At 72.5% G+C, this 17,750-nt stretch carries 19 protein-coding genes; 15 read left to right on the forward strand and 4 right to left on the reverse strand.

Annotation, left to right across the window (positions count from 1 at the left end; genetic code table 11):
- Nucleotides 1-40 precede the first annotated feature (40 nt).
- Entirely contained in the window at nt 41-352 is a 312-nt protein-coding gene (locus tag BM430_RS03045) for a hypothetical protein (RefSeq protein ID WP_143131937.1), read from the reverse strand.
- Between the two features lie 359 nt (nt 353-711).
- Between BM430_RS03045 and BM430_RS03050 the strand changes: the two genes are divergently transcribed.
- Nucleotides 712-1,008: a hypothetical protein gene (locus BM430_RS03050; protein WP_093565140.1), complete on the forward strand. Its 297-nt coding sequence runs from the start codon at nt 712-714 to the stop codon at nt 1,006-1,008.
- Between the two features lie 22 nt (nt 1,009-1,030).
- On the opposite strand, the gene BM430_RS03055 is transcribed toward BM430_RS03050, so the two are convergent.
- Nucleotides 1,031-1,615 carry a helix-turn-helix domain-containing protein gene (locus BM430_RS03055; protein ID WP_093565142.1) on the reverse strand — a complete coding sequence of 195 codons (585 nt, stop codon included), beginning with the start codon at nt 1,613-1,615 and terminating at the stop codon, nt 1,031-1,033.
- A 181-nt stretch (nt 1,616-1,796) separates the two neighbouring features.
- Here BM430_RS03055 and BM430_RS03060 point away from each other — a divergent pair, with 181 nt between their 5' ends.
- From BM430_RS03060 to BM430_RS03070, 3 genes are all read left to right on the forward strand, one after another.
- Nucleotides 1,797-2,675: a hypothetical protein gene (locus BM430_RS03060; protein ID WP_093565145.1), complete on the forward strand. Its 879-nt coding sequence runs from the start codon at nt 1,797-1,799 to the stop codon at nt 2,673-2,675.
- A 131-nt stretch (nt 2,676-2,806) separates the two neighbouring features.
- Entirely contained in the window at nt 2,807-3,280 is a 474-nt protein-coding gene (locus BM430_RS03065) for a nuclear transport factor 2 family protein (protein ID WP_093565148.1), read from the forward strand.
- Nucleotides 3,277-3,897, forward strand: coding sequence for a TetR/AcrR family transcriptional regulator (locus BM430_RS03070; protein WP_093565448.1), 621 nt, complete (start codon nt 3,277-3,279; stop codon nt 3,895-3,897). The genes BM430_RS03065 and BM430_RS03070 overlap by 4 nt, the downstream gene beginning before the upstream one ends.
- Nucleotides 3,898-4,066: 169 nt before the next feature.
- Here the strand turns inward: BM430_RS03070 and BM430_RS03075 are convergent, their stop codons facing one another.
- A complete protein-coding gene (locus tag BM430_RS03075) occupies nt 4,067-5,626 on the reverse strand; it encodes a Do family serine endopeptidase (RefSeq protein WP_093565151.1) in 1,560 nt (519 codons plus the stop codon).
- 148 nt (nt 5,627-5,774) lie between these two features.
- Here BM430_RS03075 and BM430_RS34500 point away from each other — a divergent pair, with 148 nt between their 5' ends.
- The 10 genes from BM430_RS34500 (at nt 5,775) to BM430_RS03120 (ending at nt 15,712) form a co-directional block, all read left to right on the forward strand.
- A complete protein-coding gene (locus BM430_RS34500; protein ID WP_164712239.1) occupies nt 5,775-5,945 on the forward strand; it encodes a hypothetical protein in 171 nt (56 codons plus the stop codon).
- Nucleotides 5,946-5,954: 9 nt separating this feature from the next.
- Nucleotides 5,955-6,452 carry a peptide deformylase gene (locus BM430_RS03080; RefSeq protein WP_093565154.1) on the forward strand — a complete coding sequence of 166 codons (498 nt, stop codon included), beginning with the start codon at nt 5,955-5,957 and terminating at the stop codon, nt 6,450-6,452.
- A gap of 143 nt (nt 6,453-6,595) precedes the next feature.
- The gene (locus BM430_RS03085) at nt 6,596-6,880 is read left to right on the forward strand and encodes a hypothetical protein (RefSeq protein ID WP_093565157.1); all 285 of its coding nucleotides are present in this window, start codon (nt 6,596-6,598) and stop codon (nt 6,878-6,880) included.
- 363 nt (nt 6,881-7,243) lie between these two features.
- Entirely contained in the window at nt 7,244-8,305 is a 1,062-nt protein-coding gene (locus BM430_RS03090; RefSeq protein ID WP_093565160.1) for an LLM class flavin-dependent oxidoreductase, read from the forward strand.
- Between the two features lie 125 nt (nt 8,306-8,430).
- On the forward strand, nt 8,431-9,555 hold the full coding sequence (locus BM430_RS03095; RefSeq protein ID WP_093565452.1) for a metallophosphoesterase: 1,125 nt from the start codon (nt 8,431-8,433) through the stop codon (nt 9,553-9,555).
- 586 nt (nt 9,556-10,141) lie between these two features.
- Complete coding sequence (locus BM430_RS03100; protein ID WP_093565162.1) at nt 10,142-11,041, forward strand: alpha/beta hydrolase; 900 nt, start codon at nt 10,142-10,144, stop codon at nt 11,039-11,041.
- A gap of 55 nt (nt 11,042-11,096) precedes the next feature.
- Nucleotides 11,097-12,743: a lipase family protein gene (locus BM430_RS03105; protein WP_093565165.1), complete on the forward strand. Its 1,647-nt coding sequence runs from the start codon at nt 11,097-11,099 to the stop codon at nt 12,741-12,743.
- Between the two features lie 335 nt (nt 12,744-13,078).
- A complete protein-coding gene (kdsA, locus tag BM430_RS03110) occupies nt 13,079-13,975 on the forward strand; it encodes a 3-deoxy-8-phosphooctulonate synthase (RefSeq protein WP_093565168.1) in 897 nt (298 codons plus the stop codon).
- Between the two features lie 13 nt (nt 13,976-13,988).
- Nucleotides 13,989-15,164, forward strand: coding sequence for an MFS transporter (locus tag BM430_RS03115; RefSeq protein ID WP_093565171.1), 1,176 nt, complete (start codon nt 13,989-13,991; stop codon nt 15,162-15,164).
- A gap of 215 nt (nt 15,165-15,379) precedes the next feature.
- Nucleotides 15,380-15,712 carry a hypothetical protein gene (locus BM430_RS03120; RefSeq protein WP_093565173.1) on the forward strand — a complete coding sequence of 111 codons (333 nt, stop codon included), beginning with the start codon at nt 15,380-15,382 and terminating at the stop codon, nt 15,710-15,712.
- Nucleotides 15,713-15,797: 85 nt separating this feature from the next.
- Here BM430_RS03120 and queF read toward each other — a convergent pair whose 3' ends face one another.
- Complete coding sequence (gene queF / locus BM430_RS03125; RefSeq protein ID WP_093565176.1) at nt 15,798-16,292, reverse strand: preQ(1) synthase; 495 nt, start codon at nt 16,290-16,292, stop codon at nt 15,798-15,800.
- Between the two features lie 171 nt (nt 16,293-16,463).
- Between queF and eno the strand changes: the two genes are divergently transcribed.
- Complete coding sequence (gene eno / locus BM430_RS03130) at nt 16,464-17,744, forward strand: phosphopyruvate hydratase (protein ID WP_093565178.1); 1,281 nt, start codon at nt 16,464-16,466, stop codon at nt 17,742-17,744.
- Nucleotides 17,745-17,750: the final 6 nt, after the last annotated feature.

A 17,750-nucleotide genomic window follows, 5' to 3' on the forward strand; every position in this document is an offset into this window, starting at 1 on the left:
GGCGCCCGCGGGCGGCGGATGCGGGCTCGTCTTCCGCGAATCAGCGCGGCGCGACGGCCGAGTGCGACAAGGTTCTTTGAGACATGGCTCTCTGCGACAGGACCCCCGGCGACCAGGCCGCCTGTGTCCAAGCCCCCTGCGACGGCAGCCTGACGGTCGCCGCCAGGGTCGCGCAGCAGCGGACCGGCAGCGGGCAATCCTCCCCGGTGCCGCGGTGGCAGGCGCGGCGGGCCGGCAGGCCGGGCTCGACCTCGTCCGCCATCGCGGCCAGCAGCAGGTCCTCGTGATGGTATTCCAGGCCGAGCGACAGGCGAATGCCGCGCAGGACATTCCGCTCGTGGTCGGTCGGCAAGCCCTTCCGCTCGCGGGTCTCGATCAATGATGCCTGCCGAACCGCGCGATCGCACGTCGTCCCGATGTTGCATTGGACTTGGGTGAGCAACGCCCGCGCGTCCATCGTGCCCCCTGCACTGTCGCCCCCGCGGATCTGTGGCCGTCCGCGCTGTGGATAACCTGAGCCAGGTCGATGCGGCTGGGGAGGGGTATGACTGTTAGATGAAGGCGCGGCCGCTACGGCTGTGGCGGGCGGGTCACTCCCGGTCGCCAAGTCCGGCAGCCAAGTCCGGCAGCCAAGTCCGTCCCGCCCCACAAAAAGCCATGCTCGCCTGTTGTGTGACATCGACGGTTCGCAGAGCGCGAGAGCAGGATCCAATGACGCAGATTGCCGCCTTCCTGGTGTTCCTGGCCATGGGCGTGACCAACCTCCTGGCGGTGCAGGCCGGGCTGACCGCGGTGCTCGGCGTGCCGGTCCTCGTCGCCCTCGTGGTCGCGGTGCCGGTGTTCTACTTCCGCTTCGTCGGCTCGGCGGCGGGCATCGTCGGGGCGATCGTCGGCTGGCAGATGCCGGTGCCGCTGGCGGTGCTGCTGTTCTGCTGGCCGGTGCTGGTCTACGGCTTCCTGCGCGGCAGCGCCGAGGCCCGCAACATCCTCGCCCGTCGCGCGGCCTGAGCCTTCGGCACCCCCGCAGCTTTCAGCGCTGCCGCACCACGGCGACGAGGTAGCGGCAGGGCCGCGCGCTCCGGTTGGCGAAGGTGCAGTCGGCCGGCGCGCCGAGCGCCAGGCAGTCGCCGGGCTCGAGCACGTGGAGGGTATCTCCCTCCCGGAAGGTCAGGGTGCCGTCGAGCATCCAGATCATCTGGCGCAGGAAGGCGTAGGACGCCGCCGGATACGCGACCTCGGCGCCGGCCGGCAGCTCCACCTCAGTCAGGTCGAGGGGATGCTCCGCCACCAGGGGCGAGGCTTGCGGCGAGACCTGACGGCGGCGGTAGCCGGTCGCCGGATCGATCCAGACCGGCTGCGCCGCGGCGCGCGCGAGCTGGCCCGTCTCCCCCTCCGCCCGGGCCAGCAGGGTCGAGAGGGTGAGCCCGAACGCCCCCGAGAGCCGGCCGAGCAGCACCGCGGTCGGGCTCGCCTCGGCCCGTTCGACCTTGCTGATCATCGCCTTCGAGACGCCGGAGCGGGCCGCGAGCTCGCCGAGCGACCAGCCCCGCGCCTCGCGCTCCAGCCGCAGCCGGCGCGCGAGGCCGTCGGTGGGATCGGGCGCGGGCATCGTCATGCCGCCAGCCTATACGGCATTCGCGCGCGCCTCACCCGTGACGTTGGGGCAGAGGGCAAGGGGCGGGCGGCGTCATCCCCAGGTTTTTCGTCTAAGTCTTTGTCACGGACGCACTTTCCGTGAGAACGGGTGCATAGTGGCGCGATCGCGCCACGGGTGCGCGCAAGCGGGGCGGTGAAGCGTGCGGGACGGAAGCGGGCATCTGCGGCTCGGCTTGGCGGCGCTCGGTGCCGTCGCGATCCCGTTCGCGGTGATCGCGGCCCTCGATCCGCGCATCGGCCTGCTGCGGCCGCGGCCGGCCCAGGACGCGTCCAATGGAGCGGTCCGGGAGACGGTTCCGGGCTCGATCCCGGTGCCGGCGCGCCTGCCGGACCGGCCCGCGTCGGACGAGGGGCCGGCTCCCGACCGGCCCTGCCCGGTCTGCGCGGGGGCTCCCGTGGGCCCCCCGATCCGCGGCACGCTTCAGGATCCCGACATCCAGATCCCCGACGTGGCGGCCGAGCGCAGGGCCCAGCGCGAGCGGCTGATCGGCTGGACCGCCCATCCCGACCGGGTCTCGGGCTCGGCCGCCGCCCTCGACCTCGTCGGCCTCGTCTTCACCGTGCCGCGCGAGCCGGGCGCCGGCTACCGTCCCCTGGCGGTCGACCTCGCCGGCGCGCCCGACCGCGCCGTGGTGCTGGTGGCCGAGCAGCCGCTCTCCGTCGCGCTCACCACCGCCCCGCCGGACCGCGCCGGGGCCCTGGGGCTGGAATCGAGCGCCGCCTTCGCCCTCGCGGAGGGCCGCCCGGACCGGCTCGCGGGCTTCCGCGCCCTGCCCTACGGCGCCCCCGAGGTCGCGCCGGTGCTCGATCCCCTGCGCTTCGGGCCCGCCACCTTGCGCGCCTTCTGCGCCTCCCTGCGGCTCTGGGCGGTGCAGTTCGGCCTGCCGGCCGCGCGCACCCGCTACACGCTGATCGAGAACCCGACCCGGATCGCGCTCGCGGGCGAGGCCGTGCACACCGACGGCACGCCCCGCGGCCGGGTCGCCGGCCGGCGGCTCGCCCGGCTCTGTCGAACTTGATTCCGCCGGTCTCTCGCCCGGCTCCCCGAACCTGAGCCCGCCGGTCGCGAGGCCGATCCCCGACGGGATCCGGCGCGCTTGACGCTGTCCCGACATCAGTTTACCGATCGGTACAGAAGAGGAGCCCCGCCATGTCCGAGAGCCGCCCGCCGCTGCCGCCCTTCACCCGCGAGACCGCCCTCCTGAAGGTCCGCGCCGCCGAGGACGGGTGGAACGGCCGCAACCCCGAGAAGGTCGCCCTCGCCTACACGCCGGACAGCCGGTGGCGGAACCGCGCCGAGATCTTCCAGGGCCGCCCGGCCATCGTGGCGTTCCTGACCCGCAAATGGGCCCGCGAGCACGAGTACCGCCTGATCAAGGAGATCTGGGCCTGGTCGGACGCGCGCATCGCCGTCCGCTTCGCCTACGAGTTCCACGACGGGTCCGGGGCGTGGTTCCGCGCCTACGGCAACGAGAACTGGGAGTTCGCGCAGAACGGCCTGATGGCGGCGCGGCACGCCAGCATCAACGACCGGCCGATCACCGAGGGCGAGCGCCTCTTCCATTGGGATCGCTCGGGGCCCCGCCCGGCCGACCATCCCGGCCTGACGGAGCTGGGGCTCTGAGGGCGCCCCAGACCCGCGAGGCGATCCTGCCGCTGCTGGCGGAGACCTTCCGCGAGCACGGCTACGAGGGGGCGAGCCTGTCGGCGATCTCCCGGCGCACCGGGCTCGGCAAGGGCAGCCTCTATCACTTCTTCCCCGGTGGGAAGGAGGAGATGGCCGCCTGCGTGCTGACCGAGATCGAGGCGTGGTTCGAGGCGCGGATGTTCCGCCCCCTGCGCGAGGATCCGGACCCCGCCGCGGCGTTGCGCGCCATGCTGGCGGAGACGGACGGGTATTTCCGGTCGGGGCGGCGCATCTGCCTCGTCGGCGCCTTCGCGCTCTCGACGACCCGCGACGCCTTCGCCCGGCGCATCGACGCCTATTTCGCCGCCTGGCGCGACGCGGTCGCCGCCGCCCTCGCCCGGGGCGGGGTGGCCGAGGCCCGCGCGCTCGACCTCGCCGAGGAGACCGTCACGGCGATCCAGGGCGCGCTGGTGACGGCGAGCGCGCTGCAGGATCCCGGCCTGTTCGGGCGGACAATCGCGCGGCTCGCGCTCCGGCTCGCGGCGGCGCTCGGCGAGGGCGCGGGCCGCCCGATACCAACGGTCGTTGAAAACGACCTTTGGTTCCGGTCTTGAATTTTCGCCAAGCCTCTGGCCTGGCGTCGAAAATTCGAGATGGGTCAACGGCCTGATGCGTCAGCATCTTAGGCCGTTGGTATGACATAAAGAGCGCCGGCCCCTCGCGGGGCCGGCGCCGGACTGTCCGTTCGGAGGATCAGCCGTTCTCGGTCAGCCGTTCTTGGGATCAGCCGTTCTTGGATTGCAGGCCGATCGCCACGAAGCGGGTGCCCTTGTCGTTCTTGACCCGCATCAGCACCGCCTTGCGGCCGTCGGTCTCCGCGGCGCGGATGCGGGCGGCGACGTCGGAGAGGGTCGAGACCGGCTGGCCGCCGACGTCGAGGATGATGTCGCCCTCCTGGATGCCCTTGGCCGCCGCCGGGCCGTCCGGATCGACGCTCACCACCGCGACGCCCTCGCGGCCGGCGCCGACCTGGTCGGCCGGAGCGAGGCCGAGGCCCAGCCGCGGCTGGCTGTCGCCGCGGCGCCCGCCATTGTCGTTGGCGCTCGCCACCTTGGTGTCGTTCGGCAGCGAGCCGAGGGTCACCTGGGCGGTCTCGGCCTTGCCCCCGCGCAGATAGGCGAGGTCGACCTTGGTGCCGGGCTTCAGCGAGGCGATCTTGCGCGACAGCTCGCGGGCATCGGTCACCGGATCGCCGTTCACCGCCTGGACCACGTCGCCGGACTTCAGCCCCGCCTTGGCGGCGGGCGTGCCGTCCTGGGCGCTGGTCACCAGCGCGCCCTTGGCCTTGTCGAGGCCGAGGCTGTCGGCGATGTCCTTCGTCACCGGCTGGATCTGGAGGCCGAGATAGCCGCGGGCGACCTTGCCGTCGGTGCGCAGCTGGTCGACCACCGCCTGCACGGTCTCCGAGGGAATCGCGAAGGCGAGGCCCACATTGCCGCCCGAGGGCGAGGCGATCGCGGTGTTGACGCCCACCACCTCGCCGGAGACGTTGAAGGTCGGCCCGCCCGAATTGCCCTTGTTGATCGGCGCGTCGATCTGCAGGAAGTCGTCGTAGGGGCCGGCGCCGATGTCGCGGCCGCGGGCCGAGACGATGCCGGCGGTGACCGTGCCGCCGAGACCGAACGGGTTGCCGATCGCCACCACCCAGTCGCCGACCTGCGGCGCGCCGTGGGCGAGCTTCACGTAGGGGAACGGCGCGCCGTCGGTGACCTTGAGCAGGGCGAGGTCGGTCTTCGGGTCGGTGCCGATGACCTTGGCCGGCAGGGTGCGACCGTCGTCGAGCGTGACCTCGACCGACTTGGCGTTGTTCACCACGTGGTTGTTGGTCACCACGTAGCCGTCGGCCGAGATGAAGAAGCCCGACCCTTGCGCCGCGCCGCCGCCGTGGCGCTGCTGCGGGCGCCCCATGTTACCGCCGGGTCCGCCCTCGCCGAAGCGGCGGAAGAACTCGCGCAGCTGCGGCGGCACGTTCTGCAGGTTCGGCTGGCCGCCGCCCTCCTCGTCGTCCGAGGCGTCGTCCTTCAGCTTCACCTTCACCGAGACGACGCCCGGCTTCACCCGGTTGACGATCGGCGCGAAGCTGCCCGGCGGGTGCTCGGCGGTGGTGATCGGGGTCTGCGGCAGGGCCTGGGCGTAGGCCGGGCTGCTCGGGGGCAGGAAGGCGGTGCCGAGCGCGCCGGTGGCCACCAGGGTGACGGCCGCCACGGAGGCGAGGGCCTTGCGGTGGAAGCGGCGGGACTCGTGGCGGGACTCGTGGGAGGTGGTCCGGGTGGTCTGGGTCATCGGGGTCTCAAGGCTCCGTCTGGCGAGGGCCGCGCTCGCGGCCGGTCGATGGAGCCATTATGGTCGGCGGCCCTGACGGGCCCGTGGCGTGAAGATTACGGTTTGGTCAGGCGCCTCCGGCCCGATTCCCCGCACCCCGAGGATCCCCATGGACGTCGTCGTCTCGGTCATCTCCCTGCTGCTCGTCCTCGTGCTGATCGCCCGGGGCGTGCCGGGCCGCAACCTGCTGGTCGTGCTCGCGGTGGCGCTCGCCGTGGTGGTGCTGGTCGTCGGAATCGAGCGGGCCGGCCTGTGGCCCGAATCCTTCCATACCCGATAGCAGGATCCGATGCCCGCCCTCCCCCTGGTGCTCTACCCCGATCCGCGCCTGCGCCTGGCCGCACCCCCGGTCACCGCCTTCGACGAGGCCCTGCGCACAGCCGCGGGCGACCTGCTCGACACCCTGCTCGCGGTCTCGGCGCTCGGCCTGACCGGCCCGCATGTCGGCGCGCCTTTGCGGCTGACGATCATCCGGGCCGGGCTCGACCTCGCGCCGCGCACTTACGTCAACCCGGAGCTGGTCTGGGCCTCGCCCGAGACCGCCCGCCACCGCGAGGGCAGCGTCTCGATGCCGGGCGTCGACGAGGAGGTCGAGCGGCCGGCCCGGGTGCGGGTGCGCTGGCACGACCTCGACGGCACCGCGCACGAGGCCGAGGAGGAGGGGTTCTCCGCCGCCTGCCTCCAGCACGAGATCGACCAGCTCGACGGCCTGTTCTGGATCGAGCGATTGTCGCGCCTCAAGCGCGAGCGGGTGCTCAAGCGCTACGCCAAGCTGCGGCGGGGGTGACATCCCCCGGGCCGCCTTAACCGGACGGGAAGCCCCGGCCGGGCAGGCTGTCCGTCGATGCCGGAACGGCAGGCCCGGCGTGGCCGTTATATCGGCAATCCGGCCGCTTCCGGCGGCCGCTCCACTCTTCGACGAGGACGCCCATGCGCCACCTCCGCACCCTCCTGATCCCGGTTGCCCTGCTGGCGACGACGCTCGCGGCCTCCGCCCAGCCGGGCCCGGCCTACCGCTACGGCCCGCGCGACATCGACGCCACCGGCACCATCGGCGGCCGCGCCCCGTGGTCCGCCCCCTGGGTGTACGATACCGGCGGCGACAACGACCGCCACCCCGAGCGGCCCGCCTACCAGCAGGGCGGCGGCCAGCAGACCGGCGGCCCGGCGCGCAACCTGCTGCCGGATGACGGGCTGCACATCTTCCCGCGCTGAAGGTCGTCGCGGGCTGGTTTCTGAAAACCCGTCTGATCGACCTCGACGGAATGACCACGCTCCGCGTCATTCCGGGGCCGCGCAGCGGAGCCCGGAATCCAGAAACACAGGTGATCCAGAACGAAGCGGAATGATTTCTGCTTCATCCTGAACCATCCGCGGTTCTGGATTCCGGGCTCCGCTTCCGCGGCCCCGGAATGACCCGGAGGGTGTCGAGGCCGTCGAGATCATCGAACGGGGTCTGAGGTCGGGCGCGCGCCTCTCCGCGCGGTCCAGAGCCCGGTCCTCCCATGCGCCGCTGCAAGCCCGTCCTTGCAACGCTGCGCATTTCAAACGCGAACGACCGCGTCCATCTTCCCCGTCATGACACACGCCCTGCAATTCGGCCTCGACACGTTCGGGGATGTCACCGCCCGCGACGGCGAGCTCCTGTCCCACGGCCAAGTCATCCGCGACGTGGTCGCGGAAGGGATTTTGGCCGACGCGGTCGGGCTCGACTTCTTCGGCATCGGCGAGCACCACCGCGAGGACTTTTCGGTGTCCTCGCCCGAGATGGTGCTCGCGGCGATCGCCGGACGCACGGAGCGCATCCGCCTCGGCTCGGCCGTGACGGTGCTCAGCTCCGACGATCCGGTCCGGGTCTACCAGCGCTTCTCGACCCTGCAGGGCCTCTCGAACGGGCGCGCCGAGGTCATCCTCGGCCGCGGCTCGTTCACCGAGTCGTTCCCGCTCTTCGGCTACCCGCTCGACCAGTACGAGACCCTGTTCGAGGAGAAGCTGGAGCTGTTCGCCGCTTTGCTCGCCGGCGGGCCGGTGACCTGGCAGGGCACCACGAGGGCGCCGCTCGACAACCAGTCGGTCTTCCCGATTCCGGAGACGCCGCCCAAGACCTGGATCGGCGTCGGCGGCAGCCCGAACTCGGTGGTGCGGGCGGTGCATCACGACCTGCCCCTGATGCTCGCCATCATCGGCGGCGAGCCGCAGCGCTTCCGCCCCTACGTCGACCTCTACCACCGGGCCTGCGCCCAGCTCGGCCGCACGGTCCGGCCGATCGGCGTCCATTCCCCGGGCTATGTCGGCGAGACCGACGCGGGCGCCCGCGACGAGTTCTTCGCCGACTACAAGCGCATGCGCGACCGCATCGGCGCCGAGCGCGGCTGGCCGCCGATGACCCGGCAGGAATTCGACCGCGAGGCCGATCACGGCTCGCTCTATCTCGGCGGTCCGGAGACGGTGGCGCGGAAGATCGCCGCGACGGTGAAGGGGCTCGGCCTCGGCCGGTTCCAGCTCAAGTACAGCGCCGGCCCGCTGCCGCACGACCGGCTGATGCGCTCGATCGAGCTCTACGGCACGAAGGTGGCGCCGCTGGTGCGCGAGATGCTCGGCGAGAGGCCGGGCGAGATGCCGGGCAAGATGCCGGGATAGCGTCGCCGCGGGCAGGGCGCCGGTGCGGCGCCCTCTCTCGGTCCGCAGAAACCCCTCCCCGCCGCGCCCCGGGGCCGGTACGGGAGGGCCGGATACCGGGATCGGGCGACGACAGGAGACCCGCCATCTTCCACCTCATCTTCGCGGCGCCCTGCGCCTACGTGGTCGTGCGCTGGCTCGCGCCCCTCGGGCTGCCGCTCGCCGCCAAGGGCGTCCTCGCCCTGCTGCTGCTCGCCGCCTCGCAGTTCCACCTCTGGAACCGGCTCTCCTCCGGCTCGGTCTTCGCGCCCGAATTCCCGCGCGGGATCGTGCTCGCGCTCAACTGGGCGTTCGGCGCGATCCTGCTGCTCGCCGTGCTGCAGATCCTCGTCGATCTCGGCGCCCTGGCGACCGCCCTCCTGCGCTGGAGCCCGGTCGCCGTCCCGGACGGGGTGCGGCTCGCGGCGGCCGCGCTCGCGGCCGGCCTCGCGGCTCTCGGCGTCGCCAACGCGGTGCGGGTGCCGCCGGTCCGGGACGTGGCGGTGGCGATCCCCGGCCTGCCGCCGGCCTTCGAGGGCTACCGGCTGCTCCAGCTCACCGACCTGCACCTGAGCCGCCTCTTCCCGGCCCCCTGGGCCCGCGCGGTCGTGGAGCGCGCCAACGGGGCGAATGCCGACGCGATCGTGGTGACCGGCGACTTCATCGACGGCTCGGTGGCGATGCGCCGGGACGACGTCGCCCCCTTGCGCGACCTGCGGGCGCCGGACGGGGTCTTCGCCATTCCGGGCAACCACGAGTACTTCTTCGACTACCCGGCCTGGATGCGCCACCTCGCCGGCCTCGGCCTGACCCTGCTGCCGAACGCCCACGCGGTGCTCGCCCGGGGCGAGGCCCGCCTCGTGCTCGCCGGCGTCACCGATGCCTCGGCCCCGGCCGCCGGCGAGGCCGGCCCCGATCTCGCGGCGGCGCTCGCGGGCGCTCCGCCCGGCGCGCCGGTTTTGCTCCTCGACCACCAGCCCCGCGCCGCGAAGCGGGCGGCGGCCCGGGGCGTCGCGCTCCAGCTCTCCGGCCACACCCATGGCGGCATGATCCTCGGCCTCGACCGGCTGGTGGCGCGGGGCAACAACGGCTTCGTCTCAGGCCGCTACGACGTCGCCGGCATGGTCCTCTATGTCGGCAACGGCACCGGGATCTGGCCGGGCTTCGCGCTCCGGCTCGGCCGGCCCTCCGAGATGACCCGCTTCACCCTGCGGGCCGCGCCCGGCGCCTGAGCCCGCCCATCGCGAGAGGCTCGGGGGGATCCGCGCGCCGGATCCCCCTTCCGTTGCGGTGAGGCACGGCTCCCCGGACGGCCCTGCGGCCGACGCGGACCCAAGCCCGGCATCACCCGCGCGCCGTCGTGCCGAGTTTCCTCCACCGATCGGTGATGTGGACATAACGATTTGGGCGTAGCCGCGTCCGAGGCACCCTACCATCCGTATGACGGGAGCTACCTCTAAAAATAACGGCAAATGCAGTCCAGGTCCTCGATCGTGACGATGTAATTTTGCAACTTGTATCTTAGAAATTTTCTGGAAATATCAATCTCGGCCGCAGTGCCGGCGCGACTGTCGAGTTGTCGATCACAGCAGTCGCGAGACAGTCATCGGGAGGGGCCGCGATGATCCGCAGCAATGCTCGCACGCCCGGCGCGTCTTCTGCATTGCGGGCGGGAGGCGGTCTTTTCCATGACCTCGGTTCGCGCCCGTACCATCGCGTGGCCCGGGAGCGCCCGCGACGCGGATGCGAAGCCCGGGGCGCGCCGGCCCCCTGACGGCATCCCGCCCTCGCCCGAAAAAAATCCCCCGAGGAGCCCCGATGTCGATCGCCGAACTCGACCGCATCCGCGCCCGCCTCGCCGCGCGGCCGCGCCCCGCCGACCTCGCGGCCCGGCGCGCGCGCCTCGACGGGCTCGGCGCCGACTACGCGCTGCCGCCGGACGTGACGGTGGAGCCCGTGAGCGCCGGGGGCGTGCCCGCCGAGTGGACCGGTACGCGGGCGGCGGATCCGGCGCGGGTGATCCTGTTCCTGCACGGGGGCGGCTACATGGCCGGCTCCCTCGCCAGCCACCGCCACGTCGTGGCGCAGGCCGGGCGGGAGGCCGGGGCGCGCACCCTCGCCCTCGCCTACCGGCTCGCCCCCGAGCACCCCTTCCCGGCGGCGCTCGAGGACGCACTCGCCGGATACCGCTTCCTCCTCGACCGGGGGATCGCGCCGGAGCGCATCGCCCTCGCCGGGGAGAGCGCGGGCGGCGGACTCGCCCTCGCGACGGTGCTGTCGCTGCGCGCGGCCGGCCTGCCGCCGCCGCGCTGCCTCTGGCTCTCCTCGCCCTGGGTCGACCTGACGCTCTCGGGCGCCACCCTCGACAGCAAGGCCGCCATCGACCCGCTCCTCGGCCGGGCCTACCTGGCGGAACTCGCGGACGCCTACCTCGCCGGCGCCGATCCGCGCGCGGCCCTCGTCTCGCCCCTCGCCGGGGACCTCGCCGGCCTGCCGCCGATGCTGATCCAGGTCGGATCCGCCGAAATCCTGCTCGACGACGCCCTCCGGCTGGCGGGGGCGGCCGGGGCGGCGGACGTGCCGGTGAACCTGCGGATCTGGCCGCACATGATCCACGCCTGGCACCTGTTCCACCCGGAGCTGGAAGAGGGCCGCGCGGCCCTGGCCGAGGCGGGAGCGTTCATCCGGTCCCGCCTCGACGGCGCGGGGCCGCCATGACCGCGAGGACCAACCATCCGCCGAACCCCGCCGCACATCGACCGGAGTCCCTGCCATGACCGCACCGACGTTGAACAACTTCTTCGACGTGTCGAGCTGGATGTACGGCTACCCCGACAGCAACGCCCTGCCCCCCACCCCGAACGGCCTCACGCCGTTCGACTACGCGCCCGGGACGTACGACACCGGCCTGGACGACGCGACCGGGTTCCACGGCGCCGCCTTCGTCACCGGGGGCGACGACCCCACCATCATCATCGGCTTCGAGGGTACCGATTCGAGCGGCCTCCTCCAGCGCCCGGCCTTCCTGGAGGCCCAGGTCCAGGCGGATCTCGCGCTCTTCTTCGGCCATGTGCCGGAGGCCCTCGACCAGGCGGTCGCGTTCGCCGGGACGGTGGTCGCGGCCGCGAAGGCGAAGGACCCCCAGGCCAGCGTCGTCGTCACCGGCCACTCGCTCGGCGCCGCGGCGGCCGCCTACGTGTCGACCCGGCTCGGCCTCGGCGGCACGACCTTCGCCGCGCCCGGCCTCGACGAGGACACCTTCATCTTCCCGGGCGGCAACCTGACCAACTACGTCACCTACGGCGATCCGGTCGGCAATTACAGCGCGACGCCGCGGAACTACGAGGGTGCGTTCCTCTACGACCCGAATATCCGCCGCGTCGGCGACCCGACCTACATCGACTACTTCGACGGCCTGCTCGGGCCGGCGGAGCGCCGGCTGCTGATCGCGGCGACCGAGCGGTTCGACCCCTCCTCCCGCAGCTACGATCCCTCCCTCGGCTTCCTGGAGGTCGGCGGCCTCGCGGCGATCTTCCATCCGCTGACCTTCTACGGCGACCAGTTCTCGCCGTCCCTCAATGCCGGCCCGCCGGTCCAGGTCGATGCGAGCCGGATCGTCGCCGGCACGGAGTATCTGAGCCTCTACGGCGACCTCCTCGACCGCAGCGGGCTGGTCAGCGACGCCTTCTACACGATCCGCAACAGTGACGTGCGGGCGGCGGGGGTCGATCCCGAGGCGCATTACGCCCGCGACGGCTGGCGGGAGGGCCGCGACCCCAACCCGTTCTTCTCCACCCTCGGCTATCGCGCCGCCAATCCGGCCGTCACGACCGACCCGCTCGCCCAGTACGACGCGGAGGGGTGGCGGACGGGCCGCGATCCGGGGGCGAATTTCGACACGCGGCTCTACCTCGAGCGCAATCCCGACGTGCGGGCGGCCGGCATCGACCCGCTGGCGCATTACCTCGACTATGGGCGCTACGAGGGCCGGGCGACGTATGCGGCGATCGGCGAGGTCGCGGACCTCGCCGCCGCCCGCGGCTTCGACGCGGAATACTACCTGCTCGCCAATGCCGACGTCGCGGCGGCGGCCCTGACGACGGGGGATCCCCTCGCCTACGCGAAGACCCACTACGACACCTATGGCTGGCGCGAGGGGCGCGACGGCAACGCGCTCTTCGACACGGAGGGCTACCTGGCGGCCTATGCCGACGTGAAGGCCGCGGGGGTCGATCCCCTGGCACACTACGCCAAGGACGGCTGGCGGGAGGGCCGCGACCCGTCGAAGGCCTTCGACACCAAGCTCTACCTGGCGCAGAATCCCGACGTGGCGCGGGCGGGCATCGATCCCCTGCTCCACTACCTGTCCTACGGGATCTACGAGGGCCGCGCGGCCCCGACGGACGGGGCGTTCAGCTGAGGGCCCGTCCGATGCGCCGGACGGCGTGATCCGGCGCGAGGGTTCCTCAGAGCTTGTTCGAGTGGACCGACCGTCTTGAAACCCTCGATGTCATCCCGGGGCCGCGCAGCGGAACCCGGGATCCATCACCGCTGACGGTGCAGGATGAAGCGGAACGCTGCCCGCCCTTTCAGGCTGCGTCAGCGGTCATGGATCCCGGTTTCCCGGCTGCGCCGAGCCCCGGAATGACGCAGAGAGATGTGAGCCCGTACGCAGATCGATCGGCGCAACCGCTCAAACAGGCTCTCAGGCCGCACCTTCCCGCGCCTGCCGAAACCCGCTACGCCTCGACCATCATGTCGACCCCATCCTCCCCGACCGCCCCCTCGCCCGTCGCCGTCGCGGCCGGCTCCGTCCGCTTCGGCAACCACCTGCCGCTGAGCCTGATCGCCGGCCCCTGCGCCCTGGAGAGCCGCGCCCACGCCCTTGAGGTCGCCGCCGCCCTCAAGGAGATGACGGCCGCCCTCGGGATCGGCCTCGTCTTCAAGTCCTCGTTCGACAAGGCCAACCGCACCTCGGCCGGGTCGAGCCGCGGCATCGGGCTGCCTCAGGCGCTGCCGATCTTCGCCGAGATCCGCGAGGCCCTGGGGTTGCCGGTCGTCACCGACGTGCACGAGGCCGCCCATTGCGCGGCCGCCGCCGAGGCCGTCGACGTGCTGCAGATCCCGGCCTTCCTGTGCCGGCAGACCGACCTGCTGCTGGCGGCGGCGGCCACCGGCCGGGTGGTCAACGTCAAGAAGGGGCAGTTCCTCGCCCCCTGGGACATGGCCCACGTCGCGGCCAAGATCACCGGGGCGGGCAACCCCAACGTGCTGCTCACCGAGCGCGGCGCCTCCTTCGGCTACAACACGCTCGTCTCGGACATGCGCGCCCTGCCGATCATGGCGCAGGTGAGCGGCGGCCTGCCCGTGGTGTTCGACGCCACCCACTCGGTGCAGCAGCCCGGCGGCCAGGGCGCCACCTCCGGCGGGCAGCGCGAATTCGTGCCGGTGCTGGCCCGCGCCGCGGTGGCGGTGGGGGTCGCGGGCGTGTTCATCGAGACCCATCCCGATCCCGACACGGCGCCCTCCGACGGGCCCAACATGGTGCCGTTGCGCAAGATGCCGGCGCTGCTGGCCGAGCTCCAGGCCTTCGACCGGCTCGCCAAGGAGTCCCTCGCCAAAGCCCGACACGCGGACGGGGCCGGCGGCTGACGGGGCGGCGGCGATGCAGGCCGCATCCGACTCGCCCTCCCGCCTGATCGCGGTCCTGGCCGCCGGGGGCTTCGCCAGCACCTTCGCCGGCCGGGTGGTCGAGCCGCTGGTCGGCGTGCTCGCCCGCGACCTGTCGAGCCCGCCCGCCACCGTGGCGCTGCTCTCGACCGCCTTCGCGCTGCCCTACGCGCTGATCCAGCCGATCCTCGGGCCGGTCGGCGACGCGCTCGGCAAGGAGCGGGTGGTGGTGGCCTGCCTGTGCGTGCTGACCCTGGCGCTCGCGGCCTGCGCGTTCACCGGCGACATCGGCACCCTGTTCGGCCTGCGCATGCTCGCGGGCGCCGCGGCCGGCGGGGTGATCCCGCTCTCGCTCGCCATGATGGGCGACCGCATCCCGATGGAGCGGCGCCAGGTCGCGATCGGCCGCTTCCTCGTCGCGGTGATCCTCGGCCAGCTCTCGGGCTCCACCATCGCCGGGCTGATCGAGGGCGCGATCGGCTGGCGCGGGGTGTTCTGGCTCGCCGCCGGGGTCGGGGCTACGGGGCTCATGGGCGTCGCCCTCGGCTTCGCCCGGCGCCTGCGCGCGCCGGGTGGGCGCTTCGCGCTGGCCCCGGCGCTCGCGCGCTACCGCACCATCCTGCGCAACCCCCGCGCCCGGGTGCTGTTCTGCGCCGTCTTCGTCGAGGCGATCGCGGTGTTCGGCATCTTCCCCCACCTCGCCCACCTGATCGAGGCGCGGGGCGAGGGCGGGCCGAAGGAGGCCGGGCTGGTGCTCGCGGGCTTCGCCGCCGGGGGGCTGATCTACTCGCTCGCCGTCGGGCTGCTGCTGCGCTTCCTCGGCCAGACCCGGATGCTGATGGCCGGCGGCGCGGTCTCGGGCGCCGCCCTGACGGTCGTCGGCTTCGCCGGCGCCTGGCAGACCGACGCGGCGGCGCTCGTGGCGCTCGGCCTCGGCTTCTACATGCTGCACAACACCTTCCAGGTGCAGGTGACCGAGGTGGTGCCGGAGGCCCGGGCCTCGGCGGTGGCGCTCCACGCCTTCTCGTTCTTCTGCGGCCAGGCCCTCGGCGTCGCGGTGCTGGGATTCGGCCTCACGGCCCTCGGGCAGCTGCCGGCGCTGGCGCTGTGCGCCGCCGCGATCCTGGTCCTCGGGCTCGTCACCGCCCGCCGTCTCGCCCGAGCCGGCTGACGATTCCGGCTGACGATCGCCGGCCGCCGCCAGTTCAGCCCGAGTTCAGGCGGCCGGCGCCAGGATCAGCCTCAGTCACGCCCCCGCCGCGAGGACCGGAAACCCGGTCCGGCGCGGCGGATGCGGGCGGTCCCGGACCGCAGGATTGCGGGAACCCTTCCCGGCCGAGCTGGTTATCCGGGTCATATGGCTTGAACGAAAGCAGGAGATCAACGATGCGCAAGCTGGCGATCATCCCGGCCCTCGCCGTCGCCCTCGGCGCGATGTCCACCATCGCCCCCTCCCCGGCCCAGGCCCAGGGCTGGCGCGGTCACGGCTACGGCCATGGCGGATACGGCCACGGCTACGGTCGCGGCTACGCGGGCCGGCCCTACGCCTATGGCGGGCGTCGCCGCGGCATCTCGCCGGGCGCCGCGGTCGGCCTCGGCATCGCGGGTGCGGCCGTCGGCGCGATCGGCGCCGCGGCCGCGGCCGATGCGGCCCGCCGCAACGGCTACGGCTATTACGGCGCCCCGGCCCCGGCCTACGGGTATGGCTACGGCTACTGAGATCTGAGCCGCATCTGAGTGCGGGGGGGGGCGGCCGGGGTGACCCGGCCGCCCTTCTCTGTTTCGGCGTCAGCCTCGCTGGTCGTCAGCCTCTTGCCCGATAGGGCGGCACGCCCTGGTCGGGCAGCCAGACCGAGGCCGGCGGCGTGCCGGTCTGCCAGAACACGTCGATCGGGATGCCGCCGCGCGGGTACCAGTAGCCGCCGATGCGCAGGTATCGCGGCTCGAGCAGCGCGGTCAGCCGGCGGCCGATGCCAACGGTGCAATCCTCGTGGAAGGCGCCGTGATCGCGGAAGCTGTGCAGGTAGAGCTTCAGCGACTTCGACTCGACCAGCCACTGGTCCGGCACGTAGTCGATCACCAGGATGGCGAAGTCGGGCTGTCCGGTCACCGGGCAGAGAGAGGTGAATTCCGGCGCGGTGAAGCGGGCGCAGTAATCGGTGTCCGGATGCGGGTTCGGCACCCGGTCGAGCTGGGCCTCGTCGGGCGAGCGCGGCTGGGCGGTAGGCTGACCGAGCTGCCGGGCGTGGCGCGCGATGTCTTGGTCTGTGATGTCTTGGGTCGTGATGTCTTGGGTCATGCCCGCCCTATAGACCCGCGCGGGCCCGCGTGAAACCGCCCGCCCCGATGCGGGACGATTCCGGCCTCGACGCTCTTCCCCAGCACCGCACCCTTGGGCGGCTTGCCGCAGGCGGCATCTTGGCCGATAAGCCGCGCGAACGCCTGCAAGCCTGCCCGAGAGATCCTCTCAATGACCGCGATCACCAACATCGCCGCCCGCCAGATCCTCGACAGCCGGGGCAATCCCACCGTCGAGGTCGACGTCCTCCTGGAGGACGGCTCCTTCGGCCGCGCCGCGGTGCCGTCGGGCGCCTCGACCGGCGCGCACGAGGCGGTGGAGCTGCGCGACGGCGACAAGTCCCGCTACGGCGGCAAGGGCGTGCTGAAGGCCGTCGAGGCGGTCAACGGCGAGATCCTGGACGCCATCGGCGGCATGGACGCCGAGGAGCAGGCCGCCATCGACGAGGCGATGATCGAGCTCGACGGCACGCCGAACAAGGCGCGGCTGGGCGCCAACGCGATCCTGGGCGTCTCGCTCGCCGTCGCCAAGGCCGCCGCCGAGGCCTCCGGCCTGCCGCTCTACCGCTATGTCGGCGGCACCCAGGCCCGGATCCTGCCGGTGCCGATGATGAACATCATCAACGGCGGGGCCCATGCCGACAACCCGATCGACTTCCAGGAATTCATGATCATGCCGGTGGGCGCCGACTCGCTCGCCGAGGCGGTGCGCTGGGGCGCCGAGGTGTTCCACACCCTCAAGGGCGCCCTGAAGAAGGCCGGCCACAACACCAACGTCGGCGACGAGGGCGGCTTCGCCCCCAACCTGCCCTCGGCCGAGGCGGCCCTCGACTTCGTGATGGACTCGATCCGTGCCGCCGGCTTCGAGCCGGGCCGCGACATCGTCATCGCCCTCGACTGCGCCGCCACCGAGTTCTTCAAGAACGGGTCCTACGTCTACGAGGGCGAGGGCCAGACCCGCGACCCCGAGGCCCAGGCCGCCTACCTCGCCAAGCTGGTCGACGCCTACCCGATCCTGTCGATCGAGGACGGCATGTCGGAGGACGACTGGGCCGGCTGGAAGGCGCTGACCGACAAGGTCGGCGACCGCTGCCAGCTCGTCGGCGACGACCTGTTCGTGACGAACGTGACGCGCCTGTCAGAGGGCATCTCGAAGGGCACGGCCAACTCGATCCTGGTGAAGGTCAACCAGATCGGCTCGCTCACCGAGACCCTGGCCGCCGTCGACATGGCCCACCGCGCCGGCTACACCGCGGTGATGTCGCACCGCTCCGGCGAGACCGAGGATGCGACCATCGCCGACCTCGCGGTCGCGACCAATTGCGGGCAGATCAAGACCGGCTCGCTCGCCCGCTCGGACAGACTGGCCAAGTACAACCAGCTCATCCGCATCGAGGAGGGCCTCGGCTCGCAGGCCCGCTATCTCGGCCGCGGCGCCCTGAAGGTCGGCTGATTCTCT

Origin of the sequence: Methylobacterium sp. 174MFSha1.1, assembly GCF_900116815.1 — a bacterium.
In the GTDB taxonomy this organism is placed as follows: domain Bacteria; phylum Pseudomonadota; class Alphaproteobacteria; order Rhizobiales; family Beijerinckiaceae; genus Methylobacterium.

Excerpts from the sequence above, each read along its gene's own strand:
- BM430_RS03065 (WP_093565148.1), top strand. The coding sequence starts at position 2,807 with ATGTCCGAGAGCCGCCCGCCGCTGCCGCCCTTCACCCGCGAGACCGCC.
- BM430_RS03080 (WP_093565154.1), top strand. The coding sequence starts at position 5,955 with ATGCCCGCCCTCCCCCTGGTGCTCTACCCCGATCCGCGCCTGCGCCTG.
- BM430_RS34500 (WP_164712239.1), top strand. The coding sequence starts at position 5,775 with ATGGACGTCGTCGTCTCGGTCATCTCCCTGCTGCTCGTCCTCGTGCTG.
- BM430_RS03115 (WP_093565171.1), top strand. The coding sequence starts at position 13,989 with ATGCAGGCCGCATCCGACTCGCCCTCCCGCCTGATCGCGGTCCTGGCC.
- BM430_RS03050 (WP_093565140.1), top strand. The coding sequence starts at position 712 with ATGACGCAGATTGCCGCCTTCCTGGTGTTCCTGGCCATGGGCGTGACC.
- BM430_RS03075 (WP_093565151.1), bottom strand. The coding sequence starts at position 5,626 with ATGACCCAGACCACCCGGACCACCTCCCACGAGTCCCGCCACGAGTCC.
- BM430_RS03085 (WP_093565157.1), top strand. The coding sequence starts at position 6,596 with ATGCGCCACCTCCGCACCCTCCTGATCCCGGTTGCCCTGCTGGCGACG.
- eno (WP_093565178.1), top strand. The coding sequence starts at position 16,464 with ATGACCGCGATCACCAACATCGCCGCCCGCCAGATCCTCGACAGCCGG.
- BM430_RS03105 (WP_093565165.1), top strand. The coding sequence starts at position 11,097 with ATGACCGCACCGACGTTGAACAACTTCTTCGACGTGTCGAGCTGGATG.
- BM430_RS03120 (WP_093565173.1), top strand. The coding sequence starts at position 15,380 with ATGCGCAAGCTGGCGATCATCCCGGCCCTCGCCGTCGCCCTCGGCGCG.
- BM430_RS03090 (WP_093565160.1), top strand. The coding sequence starts at position 7,244 with ATGACACACGCCCTGCAATTCGGCCTCGACACGTTCGGGGATGTCACC.
- BM430_RS03055 (WP_093565142.1), bottom strand. The coding sequence starts at position 1,615 with ATGACGATGCCCGCGCCCGATCCCACCGACGGCCTCGCGCGCCGGCTG.
- kdsA (WP_093565168.1), top strand. The coding sequence starts at position 13,079 with ATGTCGACCCCATCCTCCCCGACCGCCCCCTCGCCCGTCGCCGTCGCG.
- BM430_RS03100 (WP_093565162.1), top strand. The coding sequence starts at position 10,142 with ATGTCGATCGCCGAACTCGACCGCATCCGCGCCCGCCTCGCCGCGCGG.
- queF (WP_093565176.1), bottom strand. The coding sequence starts at position 16,292 with ATGACCCAAGACATCACGACCCAAGACATCACAGACCAAGACATCGCG.